Genomic DNA, 17,341 nt, shown 5'->3' with positions numbered 1-17,341 from the left:
CACCGGAAAAAATTTTAGTATTCACTCTAAATACAAAGATATGAAAATAAATCCTTTGTTATCACTCTTTATTGTCCAAAATCAAAGCTTTAAAGATTATTTTAGAATTATGAAAATCTCTTTATTCTTGCTATTTGCTTGTGCCCTCCAATTACTGGCAATAAATACAGAAGCACAAAACGCAGTCATAACCTTTCCTTCTAATTCTATATCTGTAGGTCAGTTAATAGAAGAGATAGAAAAGCAGACAGATTACTTAGTTGTATATAGCAATCGCGAAATAGATACCAACCGGCAGGTCATTATACAAAATAAATCTGCTAAGGTATCTTCATATTTGAAAGAGACATTGGCGAAAGTAGGTATTGGCTATAAATTCGAAAACGATTATATTATTTTATCGAAAAATACCAGCTTATTAGATCAGATACAACAAGAAAAAATAACAGGAATAGTGACTGATGTAAAAGGAGAGCCGATTATAGGTGCAAATGTCAGTGTTATAGGTAAATCAATAGGTACAATTACAGATATAGATGGCAAGTTTACCATCCAAGCTTCACTAGGAAATACCCTTCAAGTTTCATTCATTGGCTACAAAACTCAAACCACCAAAGTTGCAAACAAACATATCACAATTGTTTTACAAGAAGATATGGAAATGCTTGATGAAGTGGTTGTAATTGGCTATGGAACTGTGAAGAAGTCAGACTTGACAGGTTCAGTTTCTTCCATTTCACAGAAAAATATAAAGGACCAGCCAATGACTCGACTGGATCAAGCTTTAAGCGGAAGAATTCCCGGCGTCGTTGTTATAACAAACTCCGGTGCACCAGAGCAGAGTACCCAAATTCGTATACGTGGTGCAAATTCTATTTATGGTGGAAATTCACCACTTTATATTGTAGATGGGGTACCTAACACCGATTTATTTAACAATCTGGCTCCTAATGACATACAATCGATAGAGGTCCTGAAAGACGCTTCGGCAACTGCTATTTATGGTTCTCGCGGTGCAAACGGAGTAATACTGGTCACTACCAAAAGAGGGGCTGAAGGTAAGACAAATATTCACTTGGAAACAGAACAATCAATATCTACCATTGCCAAAAAGCTAGATCTATTAAGTGCAAGTGAATATGCAGAATTCTATAATGAGTATCGTCGGGAAAAGGGGGCTAATCAAGATTTCTTTTCTCCGGATGAAATCACTCAGTGGAAAAAAAATGGAGGTACAGACTGGCAAGATCTAATGTTCAGAACAGCTCATACTCAAAATTATAAACTCTCTATTTCAGGAGGTATTCCGAAACTTCAATATTTGGTATCTATGAATATGATGGACATAGAAGGCATTTTGAAGGAATCGAAAAGTCAGAAATTCAGTTTACGGTCTAATATAACTGCTGATGTAACTAATTGGTTGAAAATGAACTTAGACGTAAATGCAGTAAGACGAAAAACAAATAAAAATGGTCCCCGTGGAGGAGTCGGAACTATTATAGCAGATGCAATTACCTATAGTCCTACCTTGAAATTAAAAGATGAAGAAGGAAACTGGTTGAGAGATAATATCAATTCAACAAAAGATAACCCTTATGGCCGATTAACTCAAGATTTGGATGAAAGTTACACTAATTATCTAGCAGCAAATTTACAGTTTATGGTACAATTACCAGTAAAAGGGTTGAGTTTGAATTTCCAAGGTGCTGCCCATTATAAAGATTACAAGAATCGTTGGATGAAGTCGAATGCAAAGGATTTACGAGCTCAAAACAATTCTGCAAATAATAATCAAAACGATAGTTTTGACTGGTATAATGTAAATCAAATAAATTATGCAAGAGAATGGAAAGAACATAAGTTGAATCTTATGGGAGCCATAGAATTATCACAATCAACAACTACAGGATTGTCTAATGAAGTAGCTAACCTGAGAACAGAATCTGTTGATTTTTGGAATTTGAGTTTGGGAGATATGAATCTGTTTAGCAATTCATTTTCACGCTCTTCGTTAGTTTCACTTATGGGACGTGCAATGTATCAATTCAAAGATAGATACTTACTTACTGCGACTATTAGACGAGATGGTTCTTCCAAATTCCAAGGTAAGAATAAATGGGGAAATTTTCCATCAGTTGCCGTTGCCTGGAGAATGTCAGAAGAATCTTTTATAAAGAATCTCAATATTTTTGATGTCTTAAAGTTAAGAATGAGTTGGGGCAATACAGGTAACCAAGCCATTGGAGCCTATTCAACCTTAGGGCTTCTAGCTGAGTCGAAGTATGGTTGGGGAGGTACAAGTGATTATCCCGGATACGGAGTTTCCGGACCTGCCACTCCTAATCTGACATGGGAAAAAACTACTCAATATGATTTAGGCTTAGATATGGCATTTGCAAATAATAGAATTCTGGCAAATATCGATCTATATCAAAAGAATACAACCGGGTTGTTACTAAAGAAACCTATACCATACTATGATGGCGGAGGAACCACTTGGGTAAATCTTGGTGAAGTGAAAAACAGAGGTATTGAATTCTCTTTAACCGGAATTCCTATTCAAAACAAAAATTTAATATGGGAAAGCACATTTAATGTATCCTACTCAAAAAATGAAGTTGTCAGTTTAGGAGATGAAACAAGATTACATCCGGGAACAAAATTAGACCAAGCTTCTCTCAATACGGCCGTATTGCAAGTAGGAAAACCATTAGGTAGTATCTATGGATATATTTGGGAAGGTTTATGGCGTACTGACGAGGCCGAAGAGGCAGCCAAATGGGGGCAAAAGCCAGGAGATAACAAATTTAAGGAGAAAAATGTGAATTACAAATTGGAATCTGATGACGCAGATATTATCGGACAAGCATTTCCTGATGTAATATTAGGATGGAATAATACCATCAAATGGAAGAATTTAGATTTCAATTTATTCTTTCAAGGTTCACTGGGAGCTGACCGTTTGAATTTATCACGCTATCTCACCAATGAATGTGTCAGTGATTCACGTTTTATCACCTCTAAAGAAGGTTATTATAACAGATGGACACCCGAAAATCAAAATACTAAAATACCAAACCCGTTCAGTTCGACAATCAATTCCAGATTTGAAACTGCTCAATATTTGGAAAAAGCTGATTATCTAAGATTAAAGAATATAAGTATTGCATATACAATCCCCAGAGCAAAAACAAAATTTGCAGATATCAGAATCTCCCTGAGTGCTCAAAACCTGTTTACGATCACGTCTTACACAGGATATGATCCGGAAGGAACTATGGATATCACAAGCAATGGCGGCAATAGTGACATTAACGCAGGCGTTGATGGCGGTTCATACCCATTACCAAGAACATTTACTTTGGGGCTTGGATTCTCATTTTAGTTTAACCAATAAAATAGATGCAAAATGAAAAAAATATTGATTTATAGCATATTATTATTTGCTTTATGTTCTTGTGACAATTTCCTGGAAGAAGACCCTCGTGGCAAACTTACCCCTTCCTCTTTCTTCTCAAGTCCGGAAGACTTGGATATGGCTATAACTGGGATGTACAACAAATATTACCAGACTAATGCTCGCGTCTTCAGAGCCATTTATGTGTGGTGTGCAGATGATGTAACAGCCCATAGTGGTGGTAATAAGTCACGTTTTTCGGAATATGACCGGTTTAATTTCAACTCGGGAAATACAGATATTCTTGAAATGTATCAACTCTATTATCAGACAATCAAAGCTTGCAATTATGTAATTAATAATGCAGAAAGAACACCGGTTGAGAAATCTTTCCTGGAGCCGAGACTGGGACAAGCCTACTTTTTAAGAGCATTAAACTATTTTATGCTTGTACGCATTTGGGGACGTATACCTCTAGTCACAGAGAATGAGATAAATTACAATACCCCAAAAGCAGAGGTGAATAAAATATATGAATTAATAGAATCGGATGCATTAACAGCAGAAAGAATGCTGCCGGATAATCATAAGATAGCCCCCTATTTTCAGAACGGAATTAATGTAGCTCCTAACAAAGGCGCTGCAAAAGCTTTACTAGCCTCTGTTTACATGACGGAAGCAGGCTGGCCTTTGAAAAAAGGAGCGGAATATTATGATAAGGCGGCTGCAAAGTATAAAGAAATCATTGAAAACGAAGATACGTATGGTTATATATTAGAACCGGACATACGTACATTGACTAAAGAACCTGAAGCTAATTACTCCAAGGAAATAGTATTTGGAGAGTTCCATAACAAAACGAAAAACTATTTCTCTGGACCCAAAAGCGAATTACCAGAGGAGTCCGGCGGATGGTGTGACTATATGGTTGAATTGGAATTCTTTAAAAGTATGCCGGAAGGAATACGCAAGGATGCTTGGTTCCTGACCAAGGTGACGATGACCGGGCAGGAGCGTAACCCAGAAACGGGACGCTATCCATTACTAAATTGGGATGATCCCGCAACCAATCAGAAACATCCTTATTGGAAGAAAAATATAGAAAGTTCAGACTGGGTATTTAATTATGATGACGGGTATTATGAAACCAAAGGAATTTCAAGCGCAAGCGGGAAAACCAGAATGATATTTAGATATGCTGATATCTTACTATTGTACGCAGAAGCAGTTGCTTATGGAACTAAGAGTATTGATGATTTAGCATTTGACTGCATGTGGAGAGTACAAGAAAGAGCTGGAGTACCACTTATTTCAAAGGATGTCACTAAAGAATATTTCCAAAAAGCTGTTCTGGATGAGAGACGGTGGGAAACCGCAGGTATGGAACATAGCTGTATGGGGCGTTTCTTTACTATGCAAAGACATGAGATTCTTCATTTGCAAAAGAATTATAGAGATGCAGCCGAGCTTTCTTTAAATCCCAATTTAACATTAAGCGAAGAATTCTATTATTTTCCGATACCAGACAATGAACTCTTGATAGTTCCTGGATTAAAAGATTAATTCTACTTTTCTAAAATGAGGGTTTTAAGAGTTCGCGTTTCTTTTGAAACCCTCTTTCATTTATAAAACATTTAATATGAGATACTTTAGTATAATATTTGTATTATGCTTGGCCCTTTCTATGGTTCAAGCTCAGCAAACCTCTTTTGTAAATCCTTTCATTGGTACTTCCGATGATCATGGACAAACCGATCCATCCGCAACCATTCCGTTCGGGATGATTAAACCGGGGCCAGAAACTATACCTCGCGGAAACGGAGGTTATGATTATCAATCACAACAGCTGAAAGGATTCTCACAGACCAGAATGTCTGGAGTAGGCTGTATAGGCGTCGGAGGAAACCTGCTGATAACACCTTTTGTCGGAACAGCATGCAAGACTTTAAAAATGGATAAGGCGTCAGAAACTGCAATTCCCGGATATTATAGCGTAACTTTAGATAATCAACTTAAAGTTGAAATAACCACAGGTAGGACTGCAGCTATCTATCGTTTTACCTATCCTGCTACAGAGACCGCCGGCATAAAAATAAATTTCAAACATTCTTATGGTAAGCATATTGCCGAAGAACATAGCATTATAGGAGACAATGCAGTAAAAGGATTTGTGCGTTCTGCTTGCACTTGTGATTTAGGCAGTTACAGATTTTATTATTATATTGAAAAAGATAAATCTACTTATAAACCAGAAGATAACGATTCAGAATTACTATGGAAGTTTCAAACAGAGCCTAATGAACAAATTATACTGAAAATAGGATTATCCTCTGTCAGTGCAGAAGAAGCTGAGGCGAATCTCAAAAAAGAGTGCTCGAATCAGTCTTTCGAACAGATACGCACCAATGCACGTATTGCCTGGGAAAATCTATTGGGACAAATACAAGTAGAAACTTCTGATGAAGATTTAAAAACATCATTTTATACGCGGCTCTATCATGCCTGCCAGATCCCTTTCACAATCAATGATTATTCCGGTAGTTATAAGGGAAGTGACGGAAAAGTATATAAAAGCCAGCAGTTACCCTATTATCATGGTTGGTCTATTTGGGATACCTACCGAACAAAATATCCTCTGTTATCTATTGTTTGTCCCACGGAATACAAGCACATGATCTCCTCACTTGCGGAATTATACAAACAAGGCAAGCCTCGTTCTGCAACAAAGACAGAACCATTTCTGACAACACGTACTGAACACTCTATTATCACGATTTTAGATGCATTACAAAAAGGAATGTTTGATGGTTCTCTCGACGAGCTACTTCCACTGATGCTAAAAGAGGCAGAAGATATCTCCAATGACTCACCGGACAAAGCATTGGAACGAGGATATGATTTCTGGGGAGTTTCTGAACTCGCAGGGAAAATGGGTAATAAAGAGTTAAAAAAAGAGTTCTCTTTACGCTCAAAAGAATACAGACCAATATGGTTACAAAAATTTAAGGACATTGGTCCAACTTCAGATATAATGCATGGTGACGGTTTGTACGAAGGTACTATATGGCAATATCGTTGGTTCGTACCTCATGACTTCGACTGGGTTATTGCGACTTTGGGTAGCAAGAAAAAGGTTTTGAGTGAATTAGATTATTTCTTTGAGAACAATTTATTCAATATGGGAAACCAACCTGATATACATGTTCCATTTTTATATTATTACCTTGGAGCGCCATGGAAAACGCAAAAGTTAGTCCGCCAAATATTACTTGAACCGACCACTAATTATTATGGGACACATGAAAAGTGGGAAAAACCTTATATCGGCAAAATCTTCAATACCACTCCACAAGGGTACTTGAAAGAAATGGATGATGATGCCGGAACCATGTCCTCTTGGTTTGTGCTCTCTTCCATAGGATTATTTCCTGTCTGCCCGGGTATACCCTATTATTGGATAAATGCTCCGGTCTTTGATACGGTTACATTACACCCAACGTCTCAACAAGAATTTAAAATCCATGTAAATCGCCCTGATGCAGAGTGTATCTATATTCAAAAAGCAATTTTAAACGGTAAAGTTTTAAATAGAAGTTGGTTAAGCTATGACGAAATCATGCAAGGCGGAGATTTGACCCTAGAGTTAGGAAAGCTTCCTAATAAACATTGGGGACATAATACTGATTTTATAAAGTCACTATTAAAAAAATAAATTAAATGAAAAGAAAGGAATGTTTTTGGTGGGTATTTGCGATAATTGGAGTATGCTTTCTGAGCATAAGATGTAGTAATGTAAAAGAGGATTATTGCTGTTATGTAAATCCCTTTATTGGTAATGCAGATAATGGCCACACATTTCCAGGAGCTTGCGTACCATTTGGAATGATACAAGTAAGTCCGGAAAGTGGAAATGGTTCGTGGAGATATTGCTCTGGCTTTAATATTGAGGATGACTCTATCATGGGATTTTCCCAAAATCATTTGAACGGTACGGGATGTCCCGACTTAGGAGATATATTGATTCTACCATTTTGTGGTGATATACAAAATGAAAAATATAAAAGTAGATATGAGAAAGAACATCAAAAAGCTCATCCAGGATACTATTCAGTAGTTTTATCTGATTTTGGAGTGGAGGTAGAATTGACTGCGACACAACGCACGGCCATGCATCGTTATACTTTCAGAAAAGCAGAACCGGCACATATTCTGGTAGACCTTCAAAGTGGAATCGTAAGTAAGAATGAGCAGCTACGAACTCATGTAATAAATGCAGAAATGCAGCTGTTAGACCAATATAGTATCGTCGGAAAGAACAAGGTGAAAATGTGGGTAGAAAGAGAGTTCTTCTATGTTATCAAATTCGACAAACCCTATATAGCTATTGAAGAACTTCAACCTCAAGAAGGAGAAAAAGCCAAACGCCTTCTTCTTTCATTTGATTTAAAACCAGGAGAAAATGTTCAAGTAAAAGTCGGTCTGTCTACTGTCAGCATAGAAGGTGCACAGGAAGCATTAGAAAAAGAAAATCCAGATTGGAACTTTGAAAAAGTAAAGGCTCAATCTGCCGAAGCCTGGAACAATCTGTTGTCACGGATAGACGTATCAGGCACAGAAGAACAAAAAGTAAACTTCTACACTTCCATTTACCATTTATGTATCCAACCTAATAATATAACTGATGTGGATGGAAGATACAGAGGTCCTAATGACAGCATCCTCTACTCTCCCATAGGAGAATACTATTCTACCCTATCCTTGTGGGATACTTATCGTGCAGCTCATCCATTATATACTCTTTTAGTACCGGAGAAAATTAACGGATTTGTCAATTCAATGTTATCTCACTGTGATACACAGGGTTATTTACCCATATGGGCTTTATGGGGTAAAGAAAATCATTGTATGATCGGTAACCATGCCATCCCCGTTATTGTAGATGCATATCTGAAAGGATATAAAGGTTTTGATCCTGAGAGAGCTTATGAAGCAATCAGAAAATCATCATTAGAATCTCACCCGAAGTCTGATTGGGAAACCTACAATCAATATGGATACTATCCTTTCGATCTTATTCCTGAAGAATCAGTTTCCAGAACTTTAGAGAGTTGCTATGATGACTATTGTGTGGCACAAATGGCAAAAGCATTAGGAAAGAAAGAAGATTATAATTTCTTTTCCAAAAGAGCCCGTGCATATACATCCCTGTTTGATCCGGTAACCAAACTAATGCGCGGGAAGGACTCACAGGGCAAATGGAGAGAACCTTTTGATCCTTTCAGACTATCACATGCCGGAACTTCCGGAGGGGATTATACTGAAGGAAATGCATGGCAATATGTATGGCATGTGCAACACGATGTAGATTCTTTAATTGAGATGATGGGAGGAAATAAAGCATTTACAGCAAAACTCGATTCACTCTTCTGGCTTGAGAACAATACTGTAAATACAGGTTTTGTATCTGATGTGACCGGACTCATAGGACAATATGCCCATGGGAATGAACCTAGTCATCATGTAGCTTACCTATACAACTATGCAGGGGAATTCTGGAAAACCCAAAAACTTATCCGAGAAATCTTTGATCACTTTTATCTGCCCGTTTCCGACGGTTTGTGCGGAAATGACGATTGTGGGCAGATGTCCGCATGGTATTTGTTCTCAGCTATGGGATTTTATCCTGTAGATCCTATCAGTAAAGAGTATATTATTGGTGCTCCTCAACTGAAGGAGATGATATTACGTCTGGAGGGTGGAAAGAATTTCATCATTCGTGCCGAAGGCTTATCAGAAGAAAATAAATATGTAAAGGCAGTCTTTTTGAATGGAAAAGAATTAAAACGGTTTAGAATCTTTCATCATGAAATCACAGACGGAGGTATTTTAGAATTTATCATGACGGATAATCCGTCAAAATCATTTAATTAATTATGAAAGTATACATATTATCAATCCTTTTCTCCCTGTCTTTTTCGTTAGTGTGGAGTAAAGAGTATAATGCATCTTTTTTTGGCATAAAGTCTGATGGAGTAACATTGAACACCAACTCTATCCAGACTGGTATTAATTATATTCACAAAGAAGGGGGAGGCGTTTTAGTTTTTAATGTCGGCCGTTATTTAACAGGTAGCATTGAACTCAAATCGAACGTAGCGATACAATTAAAGGAAGGAGCAGTGCTGGTAGGTTCCCTAAACCCTTATGACTATAATATGGAAGGTCCTTGCTATAGTATGATTCGAGCTATAAACCAAAAAAATATAGCCATTTATGGAAAAGGAATAATTGATGCACAAGGGCGTCAAGTATCATACAACATAATCGACCAAGTACATAAAGGTTTTATCAAAGACCCTTTGGAAAACGACAGACCGCGTAGACCGCGAGGAATTCATTTTAAGCAATGCCGAGGCATAACTATAGAAGGGATTACTATAAAAAACACCTGTGATTGGACACAGGAATATGAAGAATGCGATTCGCTATGGGTCAGGGGTATTACAGTCGACAATAAAGCATATTGGAATAATGATGGTATTGATATCGTCGATTGCCAGAATGTTTTGATAGAGAATTCTTTCTTTGACTCTTCGGATGATGCAGTTTGCCTGAAATCCCATAAAACTGAAACTGCATGCCGGAATGTAGTAATTCGTAATTGTACTATGCGTTCGAGTGCCAACGGGATAAAATTAGGTACTATGACAGTTGGAGGATATGAAAATATCCGGATCATAAACAATAAGATTTATGATACTTATCGTTCGGCATTAACAATAGCTACTCCCGATGGAGGATACGCCCGAAACATAGTAGTGGATAGTCTGCAAGCCTATAATACAGGAAATGCTATATTTCTTCGAATAGGCAACCGTACGCATTCGAATAAAATCGGAACAATGGACTCTATCCTTATTTCTAATTTGTATGTAGAAATTCCCGAAGGAAAACCGGATGCAGGCTATGAATATGAAGGCCCCATAGAACATATGCCTAGAAATATATCTCCGGCAAGTATCATTGGGCTAAAAGGGCATCCCATAACACACGTGACACTGAAAAATGTGGTAATCAATCATCCGGGTGCAGGAAAACCGGAAATAGCAAAAGTTGGTATGACTCCGGAAGAATTAGATAGAGTTCCTGAATTGGCTGATTCATATCCTGAATTTTCATGTTTCAAGGAACTTCCAGCGTGGGGCCTCTATCTTCGACATGTTGAGCGAATTGTTTTAGAGAATGTTACATTTATTGCCCGAAAAAAAGATTATAGACCAGCTATAGTACTGGACGATGCACATCATGTCAGCATGAGTAAAATGAAAATCCAGGAACCGGGGAAAAAGAAGCAACAGATACATATATATCAATCTACTAATATCACTAAATAGAAATTACAATGAAACAATTACTAACAACTTTACTATTATTTTGGAGTATCAATATTTTTGCACAGCAAACATATGATATTGTTATAGTGGGAGGAACACCCGGCGGATTGACCACAGCACTCGCAGCTGCTAAACTTGGGAAAACTTCTGTTATTTTAGAACGAACACAGCATATAGGAGGTCTGCCCTCCAATGGACTGGGAGCAACGGATATTGTAACCCGGGCAGCAACAACAGGATTATTCAGAGAGTTCACCTGCCGCATCAAAGACTATTACAAAAAAAAATATGGTGTAACTTCTATACAATATCAGAGATGTGATGATGGTTTCCGTTTCGAACCTTCAGTGGCAGAACAAGTATTCACAGACTGGTTAGGAGAATATAAAGATCTAATCACAGTTTTGACAATGCGGCAATTCGATTCCAGTCCTCATAATATAAAAAAAGTAGATGATAAAATTGTGAAAATCAACGTTCTGAATCGTGATAATAATACTCAAGAAGAGTATCAAGGCAAGATTTTCATTGATGCCACTTACGAGGGAGATCTGGCAGCAGCAGCCGGTGTCCCCTTTAGAGTAGGGCGCGAAGGTAAAAATGAGTTTGGAGAACCCGGAGCAGGAAGTGTTTACAAATACTGGCATGGCCCGGAAATGGATGCTTCCACTTTTATTGGAGATAATGCTGTCCAGGCATACAACTACCGATTGTGCCTGACCAAAAATCCGGATAATAAAGTACCTATAACAAAGCCCAAAAATTATGACCGTAATGAATATGCATCTATTATCGATGATGTCTGGACGGGACGTCATACCCAAGCAGAAATGGTGAATGTTACTTTGGAAATGTTAGAAGCTAATAAGAAACATATAGCTAAGGGCAATCCGACTATGATTCCTGGTGACAAATGGGGGCTTGGTAAAGTAGTAAACCTGGTTGAAATTCCAAATGAAAAAACAGATGCTAACAACCAGCATGCTGCTTTTGTCTCATCAGATCTGCCTGAAGAGAACTGGGCATGGCCTACAGCCGGTTGGGCATGGCGTGACAAGTTTGCTACAAGACTGAGAGAATATACAGAAGGACTGCTTTGGTTTGCCCAAAACGATAAAGAATTACCGGTTCATTTTCGGAAAGCAGCTCGCGAATGGGGGTATGCAAAAGATGAATATACTGATAATGGGCATTTTCCCAGACAAGTATATGTACGTGAAGGACGTCGGTTCGAAGGACTTCATTTTTTCATAGCAAGTGATGCGATGCCTGTAAAAGGCAGTGGAAGACCTCCTGTGTATTCATCAAGCATCACAGCCAGCCATTATGGATTTGATTCACATGCCACCCATAAACGGGAACCCGGTATGGTGCACCTGAATGGATTTCTGGGTTATCCAACATCACCTTACACTGTCCCTTATGGAGTGATTGTTCCTAAGGAGATAGATAATTTATTATTTCCAGTTCCCATTTCCGGCTCTCATATCGGTTTCTCTACACTTAGAATGGAACCATGCTGGATGGCTATGGGGCAAGCTGCCGGTGTAGCATCTTCAATTGCAATAGAAGAAAAGGTAAAAGTCAGGAATATCAATATAGCTATGATGCAAGATGTCTTGCTTAAACAAGGCACTACTCTGATTTATTATAAAGATATTTCATTAGATGACGAAGATTTCTTAATGGTACAATACATGGGACTTCGGGGCTTTTTGCCCGAATGGGAAGCAAAATTAGATGAAGCGATAGAGGAACAGACTTTAAGTAACTGGAAGCGTTTGTCTAAATTGAATATAAAAATTCAACCGGGAATTTCTACCCGAAGGGAAATTTTGAATGAGTTATATGCAAAGATGAAAAAATAATATCTTGATACAATGCTGAAAAGAAAATTACTATATACTTTGTTGACTCTATTCCTCTATTGGACTGGTGTCCAAGGAAAAGATTACTCTATAATGGATTTTGGGGCAAAACCTGATGGGGTAACTTTAAACACGCATACCATCCAATATGCAATTGATTATGTTCATACAGCAGGAGGGGGAAAACTCATTTTTGATGCCGGAAACTATTTGACCGGCACCATATATTTAAAATCCAATGTTACTTTACACTTAGCGCAAGGGGCTGTCTTATTAGGTTCGTATAATGCCTTAGACTATAAGAAAGATGAGTATATACAACGAACAGCTTTACTTTTTGCCGTACGGCAAGATAATATCGGAATAACAGGTGAAGGTACAATTAACGGTAGGGGATTCATAGTAGCCAACAATCTGATATCATACATTCAGAGAGGATTGATAGATGACCCATTGCATATGGATAGGCCTGATGAAATAAACCGTCCCCACAATATTTATTTTAGAGAATGTCGAAATGTAAGAGTTGAAGGAGTACGGATGCACGATCCGGCAAGTTGGAATCAAGCCTACGACCAGTGTCGGCAAGTCATTATAGATAATATAAATGTTGATTGTAAATCTTACTGGAATAATGACGGTATAGATATCGTAGATTGTGATAGTGTCAGAATCAGCAATTCTTTTTTCGATGCTGCCGATGATGGAATCTGTTTCAAATCGCATGAGCCATCGCAAATCTGCCAAAATGTAGTAGTTGATAATTGCATCATACGTTCAAGTGCCAGTGGCTTAAAATTCGGAACAGCATCAAAAGGTGGTTTTCGTGATTTTATCATCAAGAATCTCACGATTTATAACACTTACCGTTCCGCCGTGACATTCGCCACTGTGGATGGAGGCATTATCGAAAATATACTTGTTGATAGTGTACGTGCCGTGAATGTAGGAAATGCATTCTATCTACGAATAGGAGACCGCTGGAATTCCGGACGAAGACCGCTTATGAAGAATGTTACCCTTTCCAACTTCAACGTGAAGCTGGCAAGCTCTAAGCCTGATGCAGGTTATTCATACGAAGGCCCGGTAGAACATCTACCTCGCAACATCTCTCCTGCAAGTATTATCGGTTTACCTGAAGATAGAATTCAAGGAATTATTCTCAAGAATATAGATATAGAATCTCCAGGAGGAGGTAATCCTTTCTATGCCAAATGCGGAGTGACCGCAAAAGAACTGGAAGGAATACCTGAGATGAGAACAACCTATCCGGAGTTTTCACAATTTAAGGAGCTTCCTGCGTGGGGAATCTTCATACGTCATGCAGATGACATCCGGTTGGATAATGTGAAATTAAAAGTTCACACCTTTGATTACAGACCTGCTATTGTAACATCGGACGTAAAAGGAGTTATTTTAGAAAAAGTAGATGTACAATCAACCCTTAATGATAAAAAAGAACAGCTTTTTATGTATAAAACATTTAATGTCATCCAATAGATATGCTGAAAAAAATATTAGCCCTGGTTATTATATGTTGGACTGTAACACTTGTCCACTCTCAGGAAGTATTATCTGAATGGGAGAATCCTGAAATAAATAGTGTAAATGCAGAACCAGCTCATGCCTCTTATATACCTTATCGATCTGTTGCAGAGGTAGAACGAGGAGAGTCTTCCATGGTACATTCTCTGAATGGAAAATGGAAATTTAAGTATATTTCCGGTATAGAAGCCTCCCCTACTGCTTTTTATAGCGTAGATTACGATGATAGTTCATGGAATTATATTAATGTTCCTGGTAATTGGCAACTACAAGGAGAATATGATCCGCCTATTTTTACAAATGTGAAATACCCCTTTGAACCTAATCCTCCCTATGTTCCCAAAGATTCCAATCCAATAGGACTATACCGTCGAAACTTTGTTGTTCCGACTGACTGGAAAGATGAAGAAATCTTTTTGCACTTTGCCGGAGTACAATCCGCCATGTATGTTTGGTTGAATGGGGAAAAAGTGGGATACCATGAAGATGGAATGTTACCGGCAGAGTTTAATATCAGCAAATATTTGCAGAAAGGTGAGAATCAGTTGACTGTCCAAGTCCTAAATTGGTCTGACGGCAGTTACTTAGAGGATTTGGACTATTGGAGATTAAGTGGTATATACCGTGATGTCTTTTTATTTGCACTTCCTAAAGTCCATATCAGAGATTTCTCCATTTTCTCTAACTTGGATACGGAGTATAAGGATGCAGAATTAAATGCAATCGTTTCTATAAAGAACGAGACAAGCGAATTTGTCAAAGATGGTTGTTTGCGTATTTCTTTAAAAGAAACATCCGGCAAATTAATATGGACAAGAAAGTTTTTGTTCAGTGTAGCTTCGGGTGAAGAGCAAGAAATCTCATTCTCAGAGAAAGTTTCTTCTCCTTTAAAGTGGACAGCAGAAACACCTGAATTATATCGCTTGGATATAGAATTATCCCCAAAGCATGGCAGCGTACAACAAGTTATTCACCAAAAGGTAGGATTTAGAAAGGTAGAAATAAAAGATGGACATCTGTTGCTTAATGGACAACCTGTAAAAATAAAAGGAGTTAACAGACATGAATTCGATCCTTATACCGGGCGATATATTACCCGTGAAACGATGGAACGTGACATCAAATTGATGAAATTATTTAATATCAATGCGGTGAGAACTTCCCATTACCCCAATCACCCGGATTGGTATGACTTGTGTGACGAGTATGGACTATATGTAATGGATGAAGCTAATGTAGAGAGTCATGGTTTGTGGGCAAAAGGATTCTATGTAGGAGAAAGAGATGAGTGGGAAAGTGCTATTGTCGAAAGGAATGTGAACATGGTAAAAAGAGATAAGAATCATCCTTCTATCATCTTCTGGTCTATGGGGAATGAATCTGGTTGGGGAAAGAACTTTGACAAGGCTTATGAAGAAATAAAAAGATGTGACCCAGAGAAACGTCCGGTTCATTATGAGGCAAAAAATCCTGCTTATGCAAAAGTACTTTCAAGGTATGATTTCATTTCAAATATGTATAATCCTCTTAATGAAATTATCAAGCAGTATAATGAAGATCAGTCACGCCCTATGTTGATATGTGAATATGCTCACTCTATGGGAAATGGTTTAGGCAATTTCAGAAAGTTCTGGAATTTATTCTATAAATATCCCCGTATACATGGAGGGTTTACTTGGGATTGGGTAGACCAGGGACTACGTTTGAAAGATAAAAATGGCAAAGAATATTGGGAAGTAATAAATTATAGTGACGGTGCAAATTCAAATGATGGTTTAGTAAATCCTGATCGGGAAGTTCAACCGGAGTTATATGAATTGAAGAAAGTTTTTCAAAATTTCAATGTAGAAAATATAGATATAAATGAAGGACTTGTTTCTATATCAAATGCGAACTATTTCACTGATACAAAAGGAATTATTTTATGTTGGACATTATTAGAGAATGGTCTTCCTATAGATCATGATACGATTACGGCCTTGAATATAGCTCCCCAAAGCAAGCAATTGATAGAATTGGACTTACCCAGGCAAAGCTTAAAAGCTGGAAATGAATACCATGTAAACTTTAGTTTTTATGATACTGAACAACGGAATTATTCTGACGGTAGTATTGAGATCGCTTCAGAGCAATTAGCTCTAGATATACTTCCCGAACCGTTCATAGAGAAAGAAGTTCAAACAACCTCTCCTCTTCGGGTAGAAAGAAAAAATGGACTAACAGTTATAGGGAAAAGTTTTCATATACAATTTGACAGACTCACCGGAGCGATATCACAGTTCAGTTATAAAGGAAACAATTTGCTGGAATCTCCTCTATTACCATGTTTCTGGCGGGTTCCGACCGATAACGATGAAGGACGTAATAATTCTTATGCAAGTTCATGGTGCAAAGTAGGATTGGATGATTATAAAATAAAAACCAAACAATTGGATTTCGTGATTTTACCTACCGGAGATGTGCAAGTTTATGTTAATAGCCTATTAGAATTCAAAGAAGGTAATATCCTGCAAAAAGCAAATTATACAATCTCACATGAAGGTGAAGTTCTCATTGATGCCATCTTTTATATAAATATAGATGTGCTGTCATTGGCAAGAGTCGGAATGAAGTGTGCATTACCTGTTGAGTGGAAAAATCTCACTTGGTTTGGAAGAGGCCCTCACGAAAGCTATGATGATAGAAAAGAATCAGCTTATGTTGGTATTTATAATGGAATTGTCAGTGAACAGTCTTTTCCACATATTATGCCTCAAGAAAATGGAAATAAAACGGATAACCGCTGGTTGGAGATATATGATGATTTCGGAAGCGGAATACGTATAACAGGAAAACCATTTTTCAATTTTAATATTCAAAATTACTCCGATAAAGATTTGAACCGCAGTAAAAAAGCGCATACATTAATTCGTGGTGAAAAGAATTGGTTACATATTGATTATAAGCAGATGGGGCTTGGAGGAGATGACAGTTGGTCACCTAGAGTTCATAAAGAGTTCTTATTAAAGAACAAAGTATATCACTATACGTATGCCATAGAACCTCTTTGATTATGGGACTCACATTATGACTAGTCGAGGCTGTAATTAAAACTGTGTCAGCAAAGCAAACAAAAAAAGTATTAACTTTGCTAA

Annotated in this window: 8 protein-coding genes; all 8 read left to right on the top strand. The window is 37.7% G+C overall.

Annotation, left to right across the window (positions count from 1 at the left end):
• Positions 1-40 precede the first annotated feature (40 nt).
• The 8 genes from K429_RS0111980 to K429_RS0111945 all read left to right on the top strand — a co-directional run bounded on the left by K429_RS0111980 (position 41) and on the right by K429_RS0111945 (position 17,257).
• Positions 41-3,388, top strand: a complete 3,348-nt coding sequence (locus K429_RS0111980) for a TonB-dependent receptor (protein WP_026367075.1) — start codon at positions 41-43, stop codon at positions 3,386-3,388.
• A gap of 24 nt (positions 3,389-3,412) precedes the next feature.
• Positions 3,413-4,963: a RagB/SusD family nutrient uptake outer membrane protein gene (locus K429_RS0111975; protein ID WP_022208354.1), complete on the top strand. Its 1,551-nt coding sequence runs from the start codon at positions 3,413-3,415 to the stop codon at positions 4,961-4,963.
• 76 nt (positions 4,964-5,039) lie between these two features.
• The gene (locus K429_RS0111970) at positions 5,040-7,112 is read left to right on the top strand and encodes a glycoside hydrolase domain-containing protein (RefSeq protein ID WP_026367074.1); all 2,073 of its coding nucleotides are present in this window, start codon (positions 5,040-5,042) and stop codon (positions 7,110-7,112) included.
• Positions 7,113-7,117: 5 nt separating this feature from the next.
• Positions 7,118-9,331 carry a GH92 family glycosyl hydrolase gene (locus tag K429_RS0111965; protein WP_026367073.1) on the top strand — a complete coding sequence of 738 codons (2,214 nt, stop codon included), beginning with the start codon at positions 7,118-7,120 and terminating at the stop codon, positions 9,329-9,331.
• A gap of 2 nt (positions 9,332-9,333) precedes the next feature.
• Positions 9,334-10,794, top strand: a complete 1,461-nt coding sequence (locus K429_RS0111960) for a glycoside hydrolase family 28 protein (RefSeq protein ID WP_026367072.1) — start codon at positions 9,334-9,336, stop codon at positions 10,792-10,794.
• 8 nt (positions 10,795-10,802) lie between these two features.
• Positions 10,803-12,662: an FAD-dependent oxidoreductase gene (locus K429_RS0111955; RefSeq protein WP_026367071.1), complete on the top strand. Its 1,860-nt coding sequence runs from the start codon at positions 10,803-10,805 to the stop codon at positions 12,660-12,662.
• A gap of 12 nt (positions 12,663-12,674) precedes the next feature.
• Positions 12,675-14,162 (top strand): glycoside hydrolase family 28 protein, encoded by a 1,488-nt coding sequence (locus K429_RS0111950; protein ID WP_022208349.1) that lies wholly within the window; start codon positions 12,675-12,677, stop codon positions 14,160-14,162.
• A gap of 2 nt (positions 14,163-14,164) precedes the next feature.
• Positions 14,165-17,257, top strand: coding sequence for a glycoside hydrolase family 2 TIM barrel-domain containing protein (locus K429_RS0111945; RefSeq protein WP_026367070.1), 3,093 nt, complete (start codon positions 14,165-14,167; stop codon positions 17,255-17,257).
• Positions 17,258-17,341: the final 84 nt, after the last annotated feature.

The organism is Bacteroides sp. 14(A) (genome assembly GCF_000526555.1).
Taxonomy (GTDB): Bacteria; Bacteroidota; Bacteroidia; order Bacteroidales; family Bacteroidaceae; genus Bacteroides; species Bacteroides cellulosilyticus.
The sequence above is the reverse complement of the archived record's forward strand: the minus strand, read 5'-3'. Positions and strand labels throughout refer to the sequence as shown.